The organism is Kitasatospora sp. NPDC048296, assembly GCF_043201815.1.
Classification (GTDB): domain Bacteria; phylum Actinomycetota; class Actinomycetes; order Streptomycetales; family Streptomycetaceae; genus Kitasatospora.
The window spans coordinates 60,594-78,687 of record NZ_JBICZB010000025.1; the positions used below are offsets into that span (position 1 = coordinate 60,594).

Sequence of the window (18,094 nt, forward strand, 5' to 3'; positions counted from 1 at the left end):
TGGGGCTTGAGGGATTACGGACGAGCGTGCAACGAGGAGGCCCGCCGGTGAGTGTCGCGCCCGTGGAGATCGAGCGCCCGGAGGTCGAAGGGCAGCCGGTGACCGAGCCGGACACGCCCTGGGTGACCATCGTGCACAACGACCCGGTCAACCTGATGAGCTACGTCCAGTACGTCTTCCAGGCCTACTTCGGCTTCCCGAAGGACAAGGCCCGGAAGCTGATGATGGACGTGCACACCAAGGGCCGGGCGGTGGTCTCCAGCGGTTCGCGCGAGGAGATGGAGCGCGACGTCCAGGCGATGCACGGCTACGGCCTGTGGGCGACGCTCCAGCACGACTGACCCTGTCCGGGCGCACGTCGGTACGCGTGCGACCGGGTGCGCACCGGCACACATACGACTGACCGGCCGCCGGTCCGGCGGCGCGGCCGAAGACGACGAAGACGGGCTGACCGATACAGATGGCTGGGTTGTTCGAGAGCATCGGCGATGGCGGCGCGGCGATCGCGCTGGACGAGGTGGAGGCCTCCATCCTGCGCTCGCTGGAAGTGCAGATGCTGGAGCTGATCGGCCCCGGCCCGGGCGGCGACGGCGGCGGTGACCCGCTGGCCGCGCTGTTCGCCGAGGGCCCGACCGAGGCCCCCGCCGACCCGGCGCTGGCCCGGCTGTTCCCGAACGCCTACGGCGATCCGGCGACGCCGGACGACGTCGAGGCGGTGGTCGCCTCCGGCGAGTTCCGCCGCTACACCGAGCTCGACCTGCGGGCCCGCAAGCGGGACGACGCGCTGCAGGTGGTCCGGGCGCTGGACGGCCTCGGCGGCGCCGGGGTGCTCAAGCTGCCCGCCGCCGACTGCCTGCGCTGGCTGGGCGCACTCAACGACCTGCGGCTGACCCTCGGGGTGCGGCTGGAGGTCACCGAGGACGACGAGCAGGGCCTCTACGAGCTGCCGGACAGTGACGAGCGCAAGCCGCTGGTGATGGCCTACCTGTGGCTGGGAGCGCTCCAGGAGTCGCTGCTGGAGGCGATCACCGACTGACGGCGGACCTGTTTCGTCCGCCTTCCCGGGCAATCCTGCCCGCTTTCGGGCAAGCCCCGGCCGTTCCGTCCAGCATGTGGACGATCGACCGGGGCATTCTCGTTTAAATCGGGCAAACCGTAACAGGTCATGCTCAAATATCGCTCAGATGAACACCGCTATCCGGACCCTGCGTGGTACGACTTCTCCCCACCCACGAGACCCACCCAGGACGGTGACCATGGCCGAGCAGATCTACGACCAGGTGGTCGACGAGGAACCGGACGAGGAGGGCTACGAGCGGGGACTCGGCAGCCGCCAGATCCAGATGATCGCGATCGGCGGAGCGATCGGCACCGGCCTGTTCCTCGGCGCCGGCACCGCGATCTCCAAGTCCGGCCCGAGCCTGATCCTGTCCTACGCCGTGGCCGGCCTGGTGATCTTCGCGATCATGCGGGCCCTCGGCGAACTGCTCACCTACCGCCCGGTCTCCGGCAGCTTCGCCGAGTACGCCCGGGAGTTCCTCGGCCCCTTCGCCGGCTACGTCACCGGCTGGACGTACTGGCTGTTCTGGGTCGTCACCGGCATGGCGGAGACCACCGCCGCCGCCGTGTACGTCAAGTTCTGGGCGCCGGACATCCCGCAGTGGGCCAGCGCGCTGACCTTCCTGGTCATCCTCTACGCGGCCAACCTGATCTCGGTGAAGCTGTTCGGCGAGATCGAGTTCTGGTTCTCCATGGTCAAGGTCACCGCCATCATCGGCATGATCCTGATCGGCATCGGCGTGCTGACCCTCGGCTTCAGCAAGGCCGGTGACACCGCGTCGATCACCCACCTGTGGCAGGACGGCGGCTTCTTCCCCAAGGGCATCGGCGCCACCGTGATGACCCTGCAGATCGTCATGTTCGCCTACCTCGGCGTCGAACTCGTCGGCGTCACCGCGGGCGAGAGCGAGAACCCCGAGAAGACCCTGCCGCGCGCCATCAACACCCTGCCCTGGCGCATCGCGCTGTTCTACATCGGCGCCCTGGTGGTCATCCTCTCGCTGGTGCCGTGGCGGGAGTTCCAGCCCGGCGTCAGCCCGTTCGTCGCCGCCTTCGGCAAGATCGGCATCCCGGCGGCGGCCGGCATCATCAACTTCGTGGTGCTCACCGCGGCGCTCTCCTCCTGCAACTCCGGGATGTACTCCACCGGCCGCATGCTGCGCGACCTCGCCCTGCGCGGCCAGGCCCCCGGGCAGCTCACCAAGCTCAACACCCGCCGCACCCCGGCCTTCGCGATCACCGTCTCCTGCCTGCTGATGGGCGCCGGCGTGGTGCTCAACTACCTCGTCCCGGCACGGGCGTTCGAGTACATCACCTCGGTCGCCACGGTCTGCGGCCTGTGGACCTGGGCGATGATCCTGATCTCCCAGATCCGCTACCGCAAGGCCTGGAAGGGCGGCCACCTGCCCCCGCCCACCTTCAAGGCCCCCGGCGGCATCTGGGTCAGCTGGGCCGCGCTCGCCTTCCTGGCCCTGGTCGTGGTGCTGATCGGCCTGGACGAGGACAACCGGATCTCGCTGTACGTCTTCCCCGGCTGGGCCGTGCTGCTGGTGATCGGCTACCAGGTGCTCAAGCGCCGCAACCCGCAGGCCGTCCACGCCCACGCCCACGACCACCTGCACGCCCGCAACGGAAACGTGGACACCCACTGACCGAGCCTCGGACGCCCCGGCGGACAGCCGCCGGGGCGTGTCTATCCTGACCACATGCTGACCATCACCCGAGAACTCCGCGACCGGATCGTGGCCCACGCCCGCGCCGACCACCCGGACGAGGCCTGCGGCGTGGTCGCCGGACCGGCCGGCAGCGGCCGGCCCGAGCGGTTCATCCCGATGCTCAACGCCGCCCGCTCGCCCACCTTCTACGAGTTCGACTCGGGCGACCTGCTCAAGCTCTACCGCGAGATGGACGACCGGGACGAGGAGCCCGTCGTCGTCTACCACTCCCACACCGCCACCGAGGCCTACCCCTCGCGCACCGACGTGAGCTACGCCTCCGAGCCGTTCGCCCACTACGTCCTGGTCTCCACCGCCGACGGCAACGGCGGGGACGACCCCTACCAGTTCCGTTCGTTCCGCATCGTGGACGGCGAGATCACAGAGGAAGACGTCCAGGTCGTCGAGGCCTACCAGGCTTGACCAGCACCCACCTGGGCGCGGCCCGCCGACCCTCCGCGAGCGGTCGGCGGGCCCGTTTGATTCCGGCCACGTCTCGGCATCGGATACCGAAACATCCGGATCCCGAGACAGGCATGTCGGAGCGGGCCCGGGAATCTATACGATGAGCCCATGCGTTCCGTCGATGTGAGCAACCAGGCCCCGGGCACCCGCCTCGTGGCGCGCCTGCACATCGACCTGTGCCGGCACGCCGGTGCGATCTGTCCCGGCACGCCCGCGCGCTCGCGCTGAGAGCCGCCCCGCCCCGGGCCCGCCGCCGAACCGGCGGTGCCGCGCCCCGGGCACCGTCCGCCCGGCCGCGCCCGCCGCGGCCCACCAACTCCACCCGACTCGCACAGGAGCGCACCCATGGCCATCGAGGTCCGCATCCCGACCATCCTCCGCACCTACACCGACGGCGCCAAGGCCGTCGAGGGCAACGGCAGCAACCTCGGGGAACTCTTCGCCGACCTCGACGCCCGCCACCCGGGCATCGCCGCCCGCCTGGTCGACGGCGGCGAGCTGCGCCGCTTCGTCAACGTCTACCTGAACGACGAGGACGTCCGGTTCCTGGAGGGCATCTCCACCGCCCTCGCCGACGGCGACAGCGTCACCATCCTGCCCGCCGTGGCCGGCGGCGCCCGCTGACCTCCCGGCTCCCCCGCCCGGTGGCGGGGGAGCCACCCCTCTTCACCCGCACCGCCGTGGCCGGAGGCCTCCCTTGCGATACGACAGTCCGCTCGAAGCCGTCGGCAACACCCCGCTGGTCCGCCTGCCGAGGCTGTCCGCCGCCGTCCCCGGCAACGCCGAGGGCCTGGTGAGCCTCTGGGCCAAGCTGGAGGACCGCAACCCCACCGGTTCGATCAAGGACCGCCCGGCGCTGCACATGATCGAACGCGCCGAGGCCGACGGCCGACTCACCCCGGGCTGCACCATCCTGGAGCCCACCAGCGGCAACACCGGCATCTCGCTCGCCATGGCCGCCAAGCTCAAGGGCTACCGGATGGTCTGCGTGATGCCCGAGAACACCAGCGAGGAACGGCGCGAACTGCTCCGGATGTGGGGCGCCGAGATCATCTCCTCCCCGGCCGCCGGCGGCTCCAACACCGCCGTCCGGATCGCCAAGGAGACCGCCGCCGAGCACCCCGACTGGGTCATGCTCTACCAGTACGGCAACCCCGACAACGCGGGCGCCCACTACGCCACCACCGGGCCCGAGATCCTCGCCGACCTGCCGACCGTCACCCACTTCGTGGCCGGCCTCGGCACCACCGGCACCCTGATGGGCGTCGGCCGCTTCCTGCGCGAGAAGGTCCCCGGCGTGCGGATCGTCGCCGCCGAGCCGCGCTACGACGACCTGGTGTACGGGCTGCGCAACCTCGACGAGGGCTTCGTCCCCGAGCTGTACGACGCCGAGGTGCTCACCACCCGCTTCTCGGTCGGCTCCGCGGACGCCGTCCGCCGCACCCGTGAACTCCTCCAGCAGGAGGGCATCTTCGCGGGCGTCTCGACCGGCGCCATCCTGCACGCCGCGATCGGCGTCGGCCGCAAGGCGGCGGCCGCCGGGGAACGCGCGGACATCGTCTTCGTGGTCGCCGACGGCGGCTGGAAGTACCTGTCCACCGGCATCTACACCGCCGAGTCCACCGAGGCGGCGGTCGAGGCACTGCAGGGCCAGCTCTGGGCCTAGTGCCGTCGCGACCAGTGCCGTGCCGACCAGTGCCGTGCCGACCAGTGCTGCAGCGACTTCTAGTGCTGTAGCGACTTCTGCGCCCGGGCCCAGACCTGCCGGTCGACCGTGCCGGCCCGGCGGCGGAACGCCGACAGCGGCACCTCGCGCAGCTCGTCGGTCTCCAGCCAACTGGTCCGGCCCTGCCGGTCACCCACCGAACCGGGCGGCAGCGGCAGCACGCCCGGCCGCTCGGCATGGTGCTTGCTGGTGATCTTCACGACGGTGGCGGTCCGGCCGTGCACCCGCAGCACCAGGCAGGGGCGGTCCTTGGAACCGGGGCCGTCCTCGAACGGCACCTGCGCCCACCAGATCTCCTGCGGCTCCGGACGGTCCCGGGAGCTCGGGCGCGGCCGCGGACCGGTCGGCCCGGCCGGGCGAGGGGCCGGGCGGGTGCGCTTCACCAGCACCGCCGCGACGGCCGCCAGCGCGGCGACGCCCGCCACCGCCAGGACCGGCCAGATTCCCGTCATGCCACTCATGCGGCGAACCGTACCGGGCCGACGGTGAACGCCACCACCGTGGCGACTGTGACAATTGAGCATTTGTCCGCACATCGCTCCCGGTTCGTCACGAAACCGCCACAGCGCCCGTTCTGTCGTGAACGCACCGGTGCCGCCCGGAAAGGCTGCCTCACGAACGTCCGCCCCCGTCCCCCGGAGGTGCCCTCGTGACAAGCGACGAACTGTGGTCGTACGCCGAGATCGCCCGGCACATCAACGTCCAGCCCGAAACCGTCCGCAACTACCGCCGGCACGGGCTGCTGCCCGACCCCGACGTGATCGACGGCAGCAGCCACCCCCGCTGGTACCCCGACACCGTCCGCGCCTGGGCCCGCAACCGCCCCCGGCACCGCTGATCCGCGGCCCCCGTCGCCTCCCCCGCGTTCTGGTGATTCCAGCCACAGCCCGGCACGGGGACGGGGGCAAAGTGCCGCTCCGCCCTTACCCTCGACACACCAACGCAGTGCTACCGGCCGGTCCACCGGCCCGGCCTGCCGTTTTCCATGCTGTTTTCCATGCCGTTTTCCAGCAGCAGCCGGGACGTGTCGGGGCGGAGGGGCTCGGATGAAACTGACCGTGGTGGGGTGCTCGGGGAGCTTCCCGTCCGCCGACTCGTCCTGCTCCAGCTACCTGGTCGAGGCCGACGGCTACCGCGTGGTGATCGACCTCGGCAACGGCGCGCTCGGCGCGCTGCAGAAGTACACCAGCATCTACGAGGTCGACGCCGTCCTGCTCAGCCACCTGCACGCGGACCACTGCGTCGACCTGTGCGCCTACTGGGTCGCCCGCAACTACCGCGTCGAGGGCTGCCCCGACCTCCTGCCGGTGTACGGCCCGGCCGGCACCGCCGAGCGGCTCGCCCGGGCGTACGACATGCCGGAGAACCCCGGGATGAAGGAGGTGTTCGAGTTCCGCACCGTCACCCCCGGCAGCTTCGAGCTCGGCCCCTTCCGGGTCTCCGTCGCCCAGGTCAACCACCCCGTCGACGCCTTCGCCTTCCGGCTGGAGCACGCCGGCCGTTCGCTGGTCTACTCCGGCGACACCGGGGAGAGCCCCGAACTCGTCGAACTCGCCCGCGACACCGACCTGTTCCTCTGCGAGGCCGCGTACCAGGACGGCCGCGACACCTACCGGGCCGTCCACCTCAACGGCCGGGAGGCCGGCGAGCACGCCACCGCCGCCCGGGCCCGCCGGCTCGTCCTCACCCACATCCCGCCGTGGACCGACGCCGAGCGCAACCGCCGCGACGCCGCCGCCGCGTACACCGGCCCGGTCGAGCTGGCCCGGGCCGGCGCGGTCTACGAGATCTGACCCGGTCGGCGGGGCTCCCCGGAGTCCCGGAAAATTCTCGGAATCGACCTGCAACCCCCCAGCCCCCCACACGTCCTTGTCAGTGAGCGGGGGGAAATCCGCTCGGACCGGTCGGCCCGTCGAGCGCGACCGCGGTCACACCAGTCAACCGGGCTTGCTTTGTGCTGCCCGGACGCGGCCGTGCCGCTCCAGAGCGGAAATCCAGGGGGGCCATGTGCAAGACAACCGAGCTATGCGCAAGATCAACCGTGTCCTGCGTCAGACCCGCGGCCTCGTGCCGGCGGCCGTGCTCACCGCCGCGCTGGTCGCCGGCGGCGCCGTGACCGCCGTCCCGGCCTTCGCGGACTCCGGGCCGCTCGGCCTCACCGTCCACACCCCGGCCGTGATCGGCGCCGCGGGCGGGCCGGTGGAGTTCACCGAGACGATCGCGAACCCGGGTGACCAGGGCATCAGCGTCGTGCTGGAACTCTCGATCGAGACCCCGGGCGGGGCGCCGCCGCACGCCCTCAGCCTCGACCACGTCAACGAGTTCGGCACCTGGACGAGCGTGGAGCTGAAGGCGCGCACCGAGGCGGACAAGATCGTCTACTCGGGCACCACCGGCAAGCTCGTCATCCCGCCGGGCGGGAACGACGTCCGTCTGCGCCTCGGCGCCCCCATGGGCGAGCCGCACAACGGAGCCAGCAACGGCGGCGTCGGCCCGGTCCTCACCTTCCGCACCGTGGTCAAGGGCTCGCGGCCGGACAACCCGGTCCAGCCGCCGGTCAGCGACACCCACACGATCACGGTGGAGGCGATCTCCAACCACCTCCTCCAGGTGCCGGCCACGGTCGTCGCGGGCGGTGCGCCGATCGAGTTCGACGCGCTGCTCCGCAACCCGACGCCGTCCGCCTACACCAACCTGGGCAACGTGCTGTTCGCGGACCGGCACGCCAAGGTCGAGGTCCGCGGCGACGACGGCACCTGGACCGCCCTGCCGGCGGTCACCACCGAGCCGGAGCCGTCGGCGGGCTTCTACCTGGACGGCCGCAACTCCTCGGCCGCGCCCGACAGTCTGGCGACCAAGCGGGTCCGGGTCAGCTACCCCGCCGACACCCCGCTCGGCAAGACGGAGCTGAACCCGTGCGTCTACATCAACGAGGCCGACGGCCAGCCCTTCCAGGGCACCACCATGTGCTCGCCCGGCGCCACCGTGCAGGTCGTCGCCCCCACCGCCCCGAAGCCGACCGCCCAGGACCCGGCTCCCGCGGCCGCCCCGGCTGACACCTCGGCCGACACCCCGGCCGAAGCCCCGGCCGCCTCGGCCGAGCAGAAGCCGGGCGCCGGCGCGCCGGTCCGTGCGACGGGTGACGTCACCGAGGCCCCGGCCGCGACGTCCGCGCCGACGTCCGCGCCGACGGCCAACGTGCCCGTTCCGGCGGCCGACGGCGGCGTGAACGCCGAGGTGACCGCCGCCCGGGCGGCGGACGCCCACCTGGCCTCCACCGGAGCCGACAGCGACCGGACCGGCCTGATCGCGGGCGTCGGGGCGGTGCTGCTCGGCATCGGTGGCGGCGCGTTCGCGGTGATCCGGCGCCGCCGTCGTGCCGGCTGACGGCTCCCGGTCCCGGTCCGCCGGCTGTCCGGGCGGACCGGGACCGTAGCGCCGTCAGCGCCGTCAGCGCCGTCAGCGCCGTCAGCGCCGTCAGCGCCGTCAGCGCCGTCAGCGCCGTCAGCGCCGTCCGGGCACCGGCAGACCGAGGTGGTCGCGCAGGGTGGGGCCGGTGTAGTCGGTGCGGAACACCCCGCGCTCCTGGAGCAGCGGGACGACCCGGTCGACGAACTCGTCCAGCCCGCCCGGGGTGAGGTGCGGGACCAGGATGAAGCCGTCGGCCGCGTCCTGCTGCACGAAGTGGTCGATCTGCCCGGCGACGGTGGCGGGGGAGCCGATGAAGGACTGCCGGCCGGTCACCTCGATGACCAGTTCGCGGCTGCTCAGCCCCTTCTCGGCGGCCAGCGCCCGCCACCGTTCGGCGGTGCCCACCGGGTCCGGGATGCGGACGCGGCCCTGGACCAGCGCGCTGTCCGGGTCGGGGTCGAAGGCGGGCAGCGGCCCGTCCGGGTCGTGGTCGGAGAGGTCGACGCCCCAGACCTGCTCCAGGTGGTTGAGCGCGGTGCGCGGCCCGACCTGGGCCCGGCGGACCTCGGCGGCCCGCTCGGCCGCCTCGGCGTCGGTGTCGCCGAGGACGAAGGTGGCGGCGGGCATGATCTTCAGCTCGTCCGGCTTGCGCCCGTACCCGGCCAGCCGGCGCTTGACGTCGGCGTGGAAGGCCCGGCCGTCGGCGAAGGTGGAGTGCCGGCTGAAGACGACGTCGGCGGTGGCGGCGGCGAACTCCCGGCCCTCGTCGGAGTCGCCGGCCTGGATGACGACCGGGTGGCCCTGCGGCGGGCGGGGCAGCGAGAGCCGGCCCTCGACTTCGAACTGCGGGCCGCGGTGGCGGACGCCCTGCTCCCCGGCGTCCCAGAACTCCCGTGCCAGTTGGACGAATTCGGCGGCCCGGGTGTAGCGGTCGGCGCGGTCGAGGTAGCCGCCGCGGCGGAAGTTCTCGCCGGTGAAGGCGTCGGAGGAGGTGACCACGTTCCAGGCCGCGCGGCCGCCGGAGAGGTGGTCCAAGGAGGCGAAGCGGCGGGCGAGTTCGTACGGTTCGTTGAAGGTGGCGTTCACCGTGGCGGCGAGGCCCAGCCGTTCGGTGACGGCGGCCAGTGCGTTCAGCACGGTGATTGACTCGGGGCGGCCGACCACGTCCAGGTCGTGGATGCGGCCCTTGGTCTCGCGCAGCCGCAGGCCCTCGGCGAGGAAGGAGAAGTCGAACTTCCCGCGCTCGGCGGTCTGCGCGAGGTGCCGGAAGGAGGCGAACTCGATGTGGCTGCCGGAGGCCGGGTCGCTCCACACCGTGGTGTTGTTGACGCCGGGGAAGTGTGCGGCGAGGTGGATCTGCTTGAGCGGACGGTTCGTCATCGGGTCACCTCGGCGAGGGCGGGGGAGCCGGCGTTCTCGGTGCCGGCGTTCTCGGTGTCGGCGTTCTCGGTGCCGGTGGGGGCCGCGTAGCGGCTGGCCGGGCGGGCCAGGCCGAGGTGGTCGCGCAGGGTGCGGCCGGAGTACCCGGTGCGCAGCAGCCCGGTGGCGCGCAGGGCGGGGGCGATCCGCTCGGCGACGGCGGTCAGGTCGCGTTCGGGTTCGGCGGGGGCGAGGTGGAAGCCGTCCACGCCGGTGCCGGTCGCGGTGAGTTCGGCGAGCAGCCGCTCCTCGGCGGCCCGGTCGGGCAGGGCGGCGTCGAGCCGGGCGAGGATGCGCAGGTGTTCGCCGGAGCGCAGCCGCAGTTCGGTGGCGGCGGTCAGCCGGGCGGCCCGGTCGGGGGCGTCGAGCAGCACCACGTCGGCGTACCGGATCGCGGTGGCCACCCGGGCGCGCCCGCCCGGGGAGGCGTTCCGGGCGAGGTCGGCTGCGGTCACCGGGACGGCCACCACCGGGCGGCCCTGTGGCGGGCGCGGGGTGATGGACGGGCCGCGGACCGAGAAGTGCCGGCCCTCGAAGTCGACGTAGTGCAGCTTGTCGCGGTCGATGAAGCGACCGGTGGCGGTGTCGCGGATCTCCGCGTCGTCCTCCCAGCTGTCCCAGAGCCGGGCGGCGACCTCGGCGGCGTCGGCCGCCTCGGCCCACAGCTCGTCCTCGGGGGCGACCGGGCGGCGGCCGAAGGCCCTTGCCTCGGCCTCGGTGGTGGAGACGCCGAGCAGCCAGCCGGCCCGGCCCTCGCTCACCCAGTCCAGGGTGTTGACCGAGATCGAGGTGTGGAAGGGCTCGGTGTGGGTGGTGGTGACGGTGGGCACCAGCCCGACCCGGCTGGTCAGCGGGGCGATCCGGGCGAGGGTGGCGAGCGCGTCGGGGCGGCGTGGTTCGGGGGTGAAGGAGTCGTCGAGGGTGACGAAGTCCAGGGTGGCCCGCTCGGCGAGGCGGGCGAGGGCGGCGTAGTACCCGGCGTCGAGGCGGCCCGGCTGTTCGGTGGCGGCGTCGACGGCGGCGGACAGGTGCAACTGGCGGGGCATGGCGAGCCTGACTTTCCTCGTGCGCACACGTGGGGACGCGTGCGGGCGGCCGTCGGCACCCGGGTGCGCGCGGCCGTGCGGTGACGGCCCGTGGACGGGCTGGGCCCGGGCGGGCGGAAGGGGAGGAGGACCGGCGCCGGGCGGGACGTCAGCCGGGCGGCGGTGGGGGAACGGTCAGCTCAGCCGCGACACGCCGCGGACCACACGCGACCGAAGTCGATGTGGCTGCGGGTGACCAGCGGGCACGAGGCGTTCACCGCTTCAGTTGACCAGGGGGTCCGTCGGTTCGTCAACCGCTGTTTCCACCTGACGGACATGCCGAAGGCCCCGCCCGGCCGCTGGGGGAGCAGCGGCCGGGCGGGGCCTCGACGGTGGGCGGACGGACCTCAGGCCTTGGTCACGTCCTCGATCTCGTCGTCGTCCTCACGGCCCGGGGTCTTGAGGTCGAACTTGGTGATCGCGAAGCGGAAGAGGAAGTAGTACAGCGCGGCGAAGACCAGGCCGATCGGGATGATCAGCCACGGGTCGGTGGCCTTGTTCCAGGCCAGCGCGTAGTCGATCAGACCGCCGGAGAAGGTGAAGCCGTCGTGCACGCCGAGGGCCCAGGTGACGGCCATCGAGACCGCGGTGAGCAGCGCGTGGATGACGTACAGGACCGGGGCGATGAAGACGAAGGCGAACTCGATCGGCTCGGTGACACCGGTCACGAAGGAGGTCAGGGCCAGCGACATCATCATGCCGGTGACGGCCTTGCGGCGGTGCGGCTTGGCGGCGTGGGCGATGGCCAGCGCGGCGGCGGGCAGCGCGAACATCATGATCGGGTAGAAGCCCGACATGAACTGCCCGGCGGTCGGGTCGCCGGCGAAGAAGCGGTGCAGGTCACCGTGGACGACGGTGCCGTCCGGCTGGGTGAAGTCACCGGTCTGGAACCAGGCGAAGGAGTTCACGAACTGGTGCATGCCGACCGGCAGCAGACCGCGGTTGACCAGGCCGAAGGCACCCGCGCCGAACGCACCGGCGCCGATCAGGCTGTCGTTCAGGCTCTTGATGGCGTCGCCGACCGGGCCCCAGGTCAGGGCGAAGAGCACACCGACGCCGGTGCCGACGAAGGCCATGATGATCGGGACGAGCCGGCGGCCGTTGAAGAAGCCCAGCCAGTCGACCAGCCTGGTGCGGTGGTACTTCTGCCACAGCACGGCGGCCAGCAGGCCGATCACGATGCCGCCGAGCACGCCCGGGTCCTGGTAGACCGGCTTGATCCACTTGTCGCCCTCGATGTGGCCCTCGGTGACCGGGAACGCGGTGAGCACGTTCTTGTACACCAGGAAGCCGACCAGCGCGGCGAGGGCGGTGGAGCCGTCCGCCTTCTTGGCGAAGCCGATCGCGATGCCCACCGCGAACAGCAGCGGCAGGCTGCTGAAGACGCCGTCACCGGCAGTGGCGAAGACCGAGGCGACCTTGTTCCAGCCGAGGCCGTCCTTGCCGAAGACGTCGTCCTGGCCGAGACGCAGCAGCAGGCCGGCCGCGGGGAGCACGGCGATCGGCAGCTGGAGGCTGCGACCCATCTTCTGCAGACCCTGGAGGAGGGTCTGGCCGAACTTCTTGGCGGGGCTTGGCGTGGCCGGAGCCGTGGCGGGCGTCGGTGCCTGCGCAGACTGACTCATGGGGGTGGGTTCCTAACGGCATGGCGGTCGGTCGGGGGAAGGCACAGGGGGCCGAACCGCGAACTGGTCTACACCACGTGTGGTGTAGACCAGTTTTGTAGCACGGGCGGAGAAGGCGGGGAACCCCGGAAAGCACCGCCGCCCGGAAGCGCTATGAAATCGAAACCTAGTCGCGGAACGACGATCATGATTTCAGTCGCGATTGGGATTTTGGCTATTTGCGCAACAAAAAGCGCCGTCGCCGTACGGCACCGGGCCGGGGCAGGCGCCCGGGGGTCGCGCCGGACGATCCCGCCGCTCCGGGGCGTGCGCGGCGGCTACTGAGAGTGATCGTGGCGTCGCGGACGTGCCGGATGTGGCGTCCCCCACCCGCGGTCGGGCGTGGTCAGGAGCGTCGCCGGGCGGCCGGATCGCGGCCGAATTATCTTTTCCGCGGCCGTCGGACCGGGAATTCAGTCCTTTCCCGAAATGACGAAGGGCCCCGGCGCAGCGGGTCCAAGGGCCTTTGCGGGCGATGTGCGGGGCGGCGGGATTCAGGCCTTGGTGACGTCCTCGACCTCGCTCTCCTCCTCGCGGCCCGGTGTTTTCAGGTCGAATTTCACGATGATGAACCAGAAGAGCGCGTAGTACACCGCGGCGAAGCAGAGTCCGATGATGATGATCAGCCACGGCTTGGTGGCCAGCCCCCAGTTGATGACGTAGTCGATCAGGCCGGCCGAGAAGCTGAAGCCGTCGTGCACCCCGAGCCCCCAGGTGACCGCCATCGAGACGCCGGTCAGCAGCGCGTGCACGCCGTACAGGGCCGGGGCGATGTGGGCGAAGGAGTACTCGATCGGCTCGGTGACGCCGGTGACGAAGGAGGTCAGGCCGACCGAGAGCATCAGGCCGTAGATCTCCTTGCGGCGGTGCGGCTTGGCGGCGTGGGCGATCGCGAGCGCGGCGGCGGGCAGCGCGAACATCATGATGGGGAAGAAACCGGACTGGAACTGGCCGGCCGTCGGGTCGCCCGCCAGGAATCGCGGGATGTCGCCGTGCACGACGGTGCCGTCGGCCTTGGTGAACTCCCCGAACTGGAACCAGACGAAGGTGTTCAGCAACTGGTGCATGCCGATCAGCAGCAGTGCGCGGTTGAACAGGCCGAAGACGCCCGCGCCGCCCGCGCCGAGATCGGCGAGGTTCTGCGAGAAGTCGAACAGGGCGCGGCCGATCGGCGGCCAGACCCACAGCGCGAGCGCGGCGGTCAGCATGCCGACCAGTGCGGTGATCATCGGAACCAGGCGGCGGCCGTTGAAGAAGCCCAGCCAGTCGACCAGCCTGGTGCGGTGGTACCGCACCCACAGCCAGGCCGACATCAGGCCGATCAGGATGCCGCCGAGCACCCCCGGGTTCTGGTACGTCGCGTTGGCCGCCTTCGCCGAGGAGTAGTCCACGCACTGGTCGCTGACCAGCACCGTCGGCGGCTTGCAGCTCTCCGGGAAGGCGTGCAGGACCTTGTAGTAGACGAGGAAACCGACCACGGCCGCCAGGGCCGTCGAGCCGTCCGCCTTCTTGGCCATGCCGATCGCCACACCGACGCAGAACAGCATCGGCAGGCCGAGCGCGGAGTCCAGCAGGGCGCCGCCGGCCGCCGCGAACACCTTGGCGACGTCGGTCCAGCCCAGGCCGTCCTTGCCGAAGACGTCGGGCTGGCCGAGCCGGTTGAGGAGGCCGGCCGCGGGGAGCACCGCGACCGGCAGCTGCAGCGAGCGGCCCATCTTCTGGAGTCCGCCGTAGAAGGTGTGCCACCGGGTGGTCCGCGGGGCCGTGGCTCCTGCCGAACTCATCATCCGCCCTCCGGGAGCAGTTGCCGTCGGGAGACCCGGTGCGGGACCCTCGGGCGGGGCCAGGAACACCCGGGGTCCTTCCTGCGTTCATCGGAGTACACATATATTGGTGTAGACCACTTTGGGGCGCAGGCCGCACGCCGGGACGCGAGCCCCGCTGATCGTCATCCTCGGGCGGCGGTCGGAAGCCTGCGCGCCGAAATGGGCCAAAAGTGGTCTAACGTGGCATACCGGACCGGCTCGGGTCATGCTTGTCGCGCTGCCCGCCAGCACGACCGCAGCTGAACCCGCGTCAGCCTCCGGCACGGACCTCACCGCCCGACGGTCGAGGCCCACCCCAAAGCACAGCGCAGGACGGCACCCGGCAGAGCCGCCGAAGGGCCGAGACAGAGGGAGAAACCAGATGGCCAGCAAGGCTGAGAAGATCGTCGCCGGTCTGGGCGGCATCGAGAACATCGAAGAGGTCGAAGGCTGCATCACCCGCCTGCGCACCGAGGTCAAGGACGCCTCCCTGGTCGACGAGGCCGCCCTCAAGGCCGCCGGCGCCCACGGCGTCGTCAAGATGGGCACCGCGATCCAGGTCGTCATCGGCACCGACGCCGACCCGATCGCCGCCGACATCGAGGACATGATGTGAGCTGAGCCACCCAGGCCCACCACACCCGGCCCGCCGACCCGCTCAAGGGGACGGCGGGCCGAGACACATCCGGAACCAACCTCCGGAGCGACTACGCTCAGTGCCTATGTCACGCATCGACGGCCGCACCCCCGAACAGCTCCGCCCCATCACCATCGAGCGGGGCTGGAGCAAGCACGCCGAAGGCTCCGTCCTCATCTCCTACGGCGACACCAAGGTGCTCTGCACCGCCAGCGTCACCGAGGGCGTCCCCCGCTGGCGCAAGGGCAGCGGCGAAGGCTGGGTCACCGCCGAGTACTCCATGCTCCCCCGCGCCACCAACACCCGCGGCGACCGCGAAGCCGTCAAGGGCCGCATCGGCGGCCGCACCCACGAGATCAGCCGCCTCATCGGCCGCTCGCTGCGCGCCGTCATCGACCACCGCGCCCTCGCCGAGAACACCATCGTGCTCGACTGCGACGTCCTCCAGGCCGACGGCGGCACCCGCACCGCCGCCATCACCGGCGCCTACGTCGCCCTGGTCGACGCCGTCTCCTGGGCCCGCGAGCGCAAACTGCTCCGAGCCAAGGGCCAGCCCATCATCGGCGGCGTCAGCGCCGTCAGCGTCGGCATCATCGACGGCGCCCCGATGCTCGACCTCCAGTACGAGGAGGACGTGCGCGCCGAGACCGACATGAACATCGTCTGCACCTCCGACGGCCGCTTCGTCGAGGTCCAGGGCACCGCCGAAGGCGCCCCCTTCGACCGCGACCTCCTCAACCGGCTGCTCGACCTCGGCACCCTCGGCTGCGCCGAGCTCGACGGCATCCAGCGCAAGGCCCTGGAAGGCTGAGGCCCCCTCAGAACTCAACGCGCGCACGGCCTGCTGTACAGGCCGGGCCCGCAGACCGTACGGTTCCCGCAGCACCCCCGCTGCGGGAACCGCGCACCCCGTGACGCGCGTCCCTCCCCACGGAACCCGCGCCCCCCAGGAGGACCGGATGCCGTCCAGCATCGCCCGCCCCGCCGCCCTCGCCGTGGCCGGACTGATCGCGATCCTCCCGCTCAGCATGGTGAGTTGCTCCGCCGCCCAGAAGGCGATCGACTGCGGCAACACCGCCGTCAAGGTCACCGGCGACATCGCCGACCTCACCAAGGCCTACGACAACGCCAGCAACGACTCGGCCGCCGCCGGCAAGGCGCTGCAGAAGCTCAAGGGCGACCTCGACCAGATCGGGAAGAACTCCAAGAGCACCGACGTCGCCAAGGCCGTGACCGACCTGCAGAAGCAGGCCGACAAGGTCCAGCAGGCCGTCGACAAGAAGGAAGCCCCCGACCTCAAGCCGCTCGGCGACGCGGCGGGCAACCTCACCTCGGTCTGCACCGGCTGATCCTCTCCACGCTCCGGAGCTCTGGATAGGGTGGGTGATATGTCCACCCGTCTGATCCTCGCCACCCGCAACCAGCACAAGGTCACCGAGCTGCGCGCCATCCTCACCGACGCCGGCCTGGACGTCGAACTCGTCGGCGCCGACGCCTACCCCGAGATCCCGGACGTCCCCGAGACCGGCGTCACCTTCGCCGAGAACGCCCTGCTCAAGGCCCACGCCCTGGCCCGCGCCACCGGCCTGCCCGCCGTCGCCGACGACTCCGGCCTCTGCGTGGACGTGCTGGGCGGCGCACCCGGCATCTTCTCCGCCCGCTGGTCCGGCAAGCACGGCGACGACCGCGCCAACCTCGACCTGCTGCTCGCCCAGCTCTCCGACATCGACGCCGCCCACCGCGGCGCCCACTTCTTCTGCGCCGCCGCCCTCGCCCTGCCCGACGGCACCGAGCGCGTCGTCGAGGGCCGCCTCCTCGGCACCCTGCGCACCGCGCCGGCCGGTGACGGCGGATTCGGTTACGACCCGATCCTTCAGCCGCTCGGCGAGAGCCGGACCTGCGCGGAGCTGACGGCCGACGAGAAGAACGCCATCAGCCACCGCGGCCAGGCCTTCCGGGCCCTGGCGCCGGTGGTGAAGGAGCTGCTGGGCTGAGGTCCTGCAGGAGCGACGATGGCCCGCTTCCCTTCGAATCGAAGGGAAGCGGGCCATTTCAGTCGGTACGCCCGGTGGGACTCGAACCCACGACCCTGCGGACCTAAACCGCAGCCCTCTCGCCAGCTGGGGTACGGGCGCCCGTCGGCACAAGCCTACCGGCTGGTGCCGACGGATGGAGCCACGTTTACGGCTAGGCAGCGGCATCTCCTGCGCGCGCCGCACGGTTCATGTTCCGGCCGCAGTAGGTGGGCGTGATGGAGTGACAGTTGGGGCAGAGCAGGCGGAGGTTCTCCCGCCGGTTGTCGAGCCAGTCGCCGTTGACGTGGTCGACCTCCAAGGTCATCGGGTGGCCGAGCCAGGACGGAGGGGTGCCGCACAGCTCGCAGACGTCGGGATGCCCGATGTGCACGAGCATGGTCCGAAGTCGATCGCCTGGGACCCGCTGGCTTCCCGGCGGGCGCCGAACCAGCAACTCCTCGGCCGTGCGCCGTGGTCCGGTCTTCTGCCCCTTGTTGTGTGCCCGGCCGGTGAAGTGGTCGGTGTCGAGACGGTGGAAGTCGATGGCCTCTCGGACCAGCGTCCGCGAGTTGCCGCAGTCCGTCATCCCGAGGGCGAGGATCACGCCGCGGATGCTCCGGTGTGCGGCGACGGCCTGCGCGAGGGCGTCCCTCGGAATGGCTTCGACCCTGCTGCGGCCGTCGCCCCTGAACCTGAAGTGCGAGGTGTCGATGCCGAAGTCGGCCAGGCGCTTCTTCAGGTAGGCGTAGAGGCTGTCGTACGGGGCGACGCCCAGGTGGGCCATCATCCCGTTGATGCTGTCACTATTGGCGGCGGCTTCGGCCAACACTTCTCGCGGGTAGCGGCGGCGCCCATAGTCAGGCCTGGCGTGGTTGAAGTGTGAGGTGCCGATGTCGTAGTGCCGCAGTCGCCTGCTCAGGTAGCTGTGCGTGCCGCCCGCCATCGGCACGCCGAGCTTGCGCATCATCTCGTTCACGCTGCTGGACTCGGCTGCGAGCGAAGCGAGCAGCTCGCGGGTGTACTTGACCGGCATGGTCGTCCCCTTGGGCAGTGGTGTGCCCCTTCCCCGTCGTGAGAACGATCGCCGGGCGGA

General features: G+C 71.3%; 20 protein-coding genes and 1 tRNA gene. 14 read left to right on the forward strand and 7 right to left on the reverse strand.

The annotated features are described in order from the left end of the window. Positions 1-47 precede the first annotated feature (47 nt). From clpS to ACGF12_RS17305, 7 genes are all read left to right on the forward strand, one after another. A complete protein-coding gene (gene clpS / locus ACGF12_RS17275) occupies positions 48-341 on the forward strand; it encodes an ATP-dependent Clp protease adapter ClpS (protein ID WP_188305571.1) in 294 nt (97 codons plus the stop codon). 119 nt (positions 342-460) lie between these two features. Beyond that, a complete protein-coding gene (locus ACGF12_RS17280; protein ID WP_393030055.1) occupies positions 461-1,036 on the forward strand; it encodes a DUF2017 domain-containing protein in 576 nt (191 codons plus the stop codon). Positions 1,037-1,256: 220 nt separating this feature from the next. Then, positions 1,257-2,711, forward strand: a complete 1,455-nt coding sequence (locus ACGF12_RS17285; RefSeq protein ID WP_393030058.1) for an amino acid permease — start codon at positions 1,257-1,259, stop codon at positions 2,709-2,711. Positions 2,712-2,765: 54 nt separating this feature from the next. Beyond that, positions 2,766-3,197: a Mov34/MPN/PAD-1 family protein gene (locus ACGF12_RS17290; RefSeq protein ID WP_393030061.1), complete on the forward strand. Its 432-nt coding sequence runs from the start codon at positions 2,766-2,768 to the stop codon at positions 3,195-3,197. 150 nt (positions 3,198-3,347) lie between these two features. Then, positions 3,348-3,467 (forward strand): putative leader peptide, encoded by a 120-nt coding sequence (locus ACGF12_RS17295; protein WP_317621128.1) that lies wholly within the window; start codon positions 3,348-3,350, stop codon positions 3,465-3,467. Positions 3,468-3,584: 117 nt separating this feature from the next. Then, a complete protein-coding gene (locus tag ACGF12_RS17300; RefSeq protein ID WP_363434122.1) occupies positions 3,585-3,863 on the forward strand; it encodes a MoaD/ThiS family protein in 279 nt (92 codons plus the stop codon). Positions 3,864-3,936: 73 nt separating this feature from the next. Beyond that, positions 3,937-4,905, forward strand: coding sequence for a PLP-dependent cysteine synthase family protein (locus ACGF12_RS17305; protein WP_393030065.1), 969 nt, complete (start codon positions 3,937-3,939; stop codon positions 4,903-4,905). A 59-nt stretch (positions 4,906-4,964) separates the two neighbouring features. Here the strand turns inward: ACGF12_RS17305 and ACGF12_RS17310 are convergent, their stop codons facing one another. After that, positions 4,965-5,426, reverse strand: a complete 462-nt coding sequence (locus tag ACGF12_RS17310; protein WP_393030068.1) for a type II toxin-antitoxin system PemK/MazF family toxin — start codon at positions 5,424-5,426, stop codon at positions 4,965-4,967. Positions 5,427-5,614: 188 nt separating this feature from the next. Between ACGF12_RS17310 and ACGF12_RS17315 the strand changes: the two genes are divergently transcribed. The 3 genes from ACGF12_RS17315 (at position 5,615) to ACGF12_RS17325 (ending at position 8,352) form a co-directional block, all read left to right on the forward strand. Further along, positions 5,615-5,803 (forward strand): helix-turn-helix transcriptional regulator, encoded by a 189-nt coding sequence (locus ACGF12_RS17315; protein WP_393030071.1) that lies wholly within the window; start codon positions 5,615-5,617, stop codon positions 5,801-5,803. A 208-nt stretch (positions 5,804-6,011) separates the two neighbouring features. After that, positions 6,012-6,758 carry an MBL fold metallo-hydrolase gene (locus ACGF12_RS17320; protein WP_387613877.1) on the forward strand — a complete coding sequence of 249 codons (747 nt, stop codon included), beginning with the start codon at positions 6,012-6,014 and terminating at the stop codon, positions 6,756-6,758. A gap of 232 nt (positions 6,759-6,990) precedes the next feature. After that, positions 6,991-8,352: an LAETG motif-containing sortase-dependent surface protein gene (locus ACGF12_RS17325; protein WP_393030074.1), complete on the forward strand. Its 1,362-nt coding sequence runs from the start codon at positions 6,991-6,993 to the stop codon at positions 8,350-8,352. A gap of 117 nt (positions 8,353-8,469) precedes the next feature. Here the strand turns inward: ACGF12_RS17325 and ACGF12_RS17330 are convergent, their stop codons facing one another. The 4 genes from ACGF12_RS17330 to ACGF12_RS17345 all read right to left on the reverse strand — a co-directional run bounded on the left by ACGF12_RS17330 (position 8,470) and on the right by ACGF12_RS17345 (position 14,328). Further along, positions 8,470-9,756, reverse strand: a complete 1,287-nt coding sequence (locus ACGF12_RS17330) for an LLM class flavin-dependent oxidoreductase (RefSeq protein ID WP_393030076.1) — start codon at positions 9,754-9,756, stop codon at positions 8,470-8,472. Then, positions 9,753-10,841 (reverse strand): LLM class flavin-dependent oxidoreductase, encoded by a 1,089-nt coding sequence (locus ACGF12_RS17335; RefSeq protein ID WP_393030079.1) that lies wholly within the window; start codon positions 10,839-10,841, stop codon positions 9,753-9,755. The genes ACGF12_RS17330 and ACGF12_RS17335 overlap by 4 nt, the downstream gene beginning before the upstream one ends. 386 nt (positions 10,842-11,227) lie before the next feature. Next, entirely contained in the window at positions 11,228-12,505 is a 1,278-nt protein-coding gene (locus tag ACGF12_RS17340; protein WP_393030082.1) for a PTS transporter subunit EIIC, read from the reverse strand. A gap of 533 nt (positions 12,506-13,038) precedes the next feature. After that, positions 13,039-14,328: a PTS transporter subunit EIIC gene (locus ACGF12_RS17345; protein WP_393030084.1), complete on the reverse strand. Its 1,290-nt coding sequence runs from the start codon at positions 14,326-14,328 to the stop codon at positions 13,039-13,041. 403 nt (positions 14,329-14,731) lie between these two features. On the opposite strand from ACGF12_RS17345, the gene ACGF12_RS17350 reads away from it, so the two are divergent. The 4 genes from ACGF12_RS17350 (at position 14,732) to rdgB (ending at position 16,980) form a co-directional block, all read left to right on the forward strand. Beyond that, entirely contained in the window at positions 14,732-14,965 is a 234-nt protein-coding gene (locus tag ACGF12_RS17350; RefSeq protein ID WP_238862766.1) for a glucose PTS transporter subunit EIIB, read from the forward strand. A gap of 106 nt (positions 14,966-15,071) precedes the next feature. Further along, the gene (rph, locus tag ACGF12_RS17355) at positions 15,072-15,797 is read left to right on the forward strand and encodes a ribonuclease PH (RefSeq protein WP_393030087.1); all 726 of its coding nucleotides are present in this window, start codon (positions 15,072-15,074) and stop codon (positions 15,795-15,797) included. 148 nt (positions 15,798-15,945) lie between these two features. Next, on the forward strand, positions 15,946-16,335 hold the full coding sequence (locus tag ACGF12_RS17360; RefSeq protein WP_393030090.1) for a hypothetical protein: 390 nt from the start codon (positions 15,946-15,948) through the stop codon (positions 16,333-16,335). 39 nt (positions 16,336-16,374) lie between these two features. Next, a complete protein-coding gene (gene rdgB / locus ACGF12_RS17365; protein ID WP_393030093.1) occupies positions 16,375-16,980 on the forward strand; it encodes an RdgB/HAM1 family non-canonical purine NTP pyrophosphatase in 606 nt (201 codons plus the stop codon). Positions 16,981-17,046: 66 nt separating this feature from the next. Here the strand turns inward: rdgB and ACGF12_RS17370 are convergent. Both ACGF12_RS17370 and ACGF12_RS17375 read right to left on the reverse strand, forming a co-directional pair. Continuing rightward, positions 17,047-17,121: transfer RNA gene (locus ACGF12_RS17370), tRNA-Leu, on the reverse strand. A 52-nt stretch (positions 17,122-17,173) separates the two neighbouring features. Beyond that, on the reverse strand, positions 17,174-18,034 hold the full coding sequence (locus tag ACGF12_RS17375; RefSeq protein ID WP_393030096.1) for an HNH endonuclease: 861 nt from the start codon (positions 18,032-18,034) through the stop codon (positions 17,174-17,176). Positions 18,035-18,094: the final 60 nt, after the last annotated feature.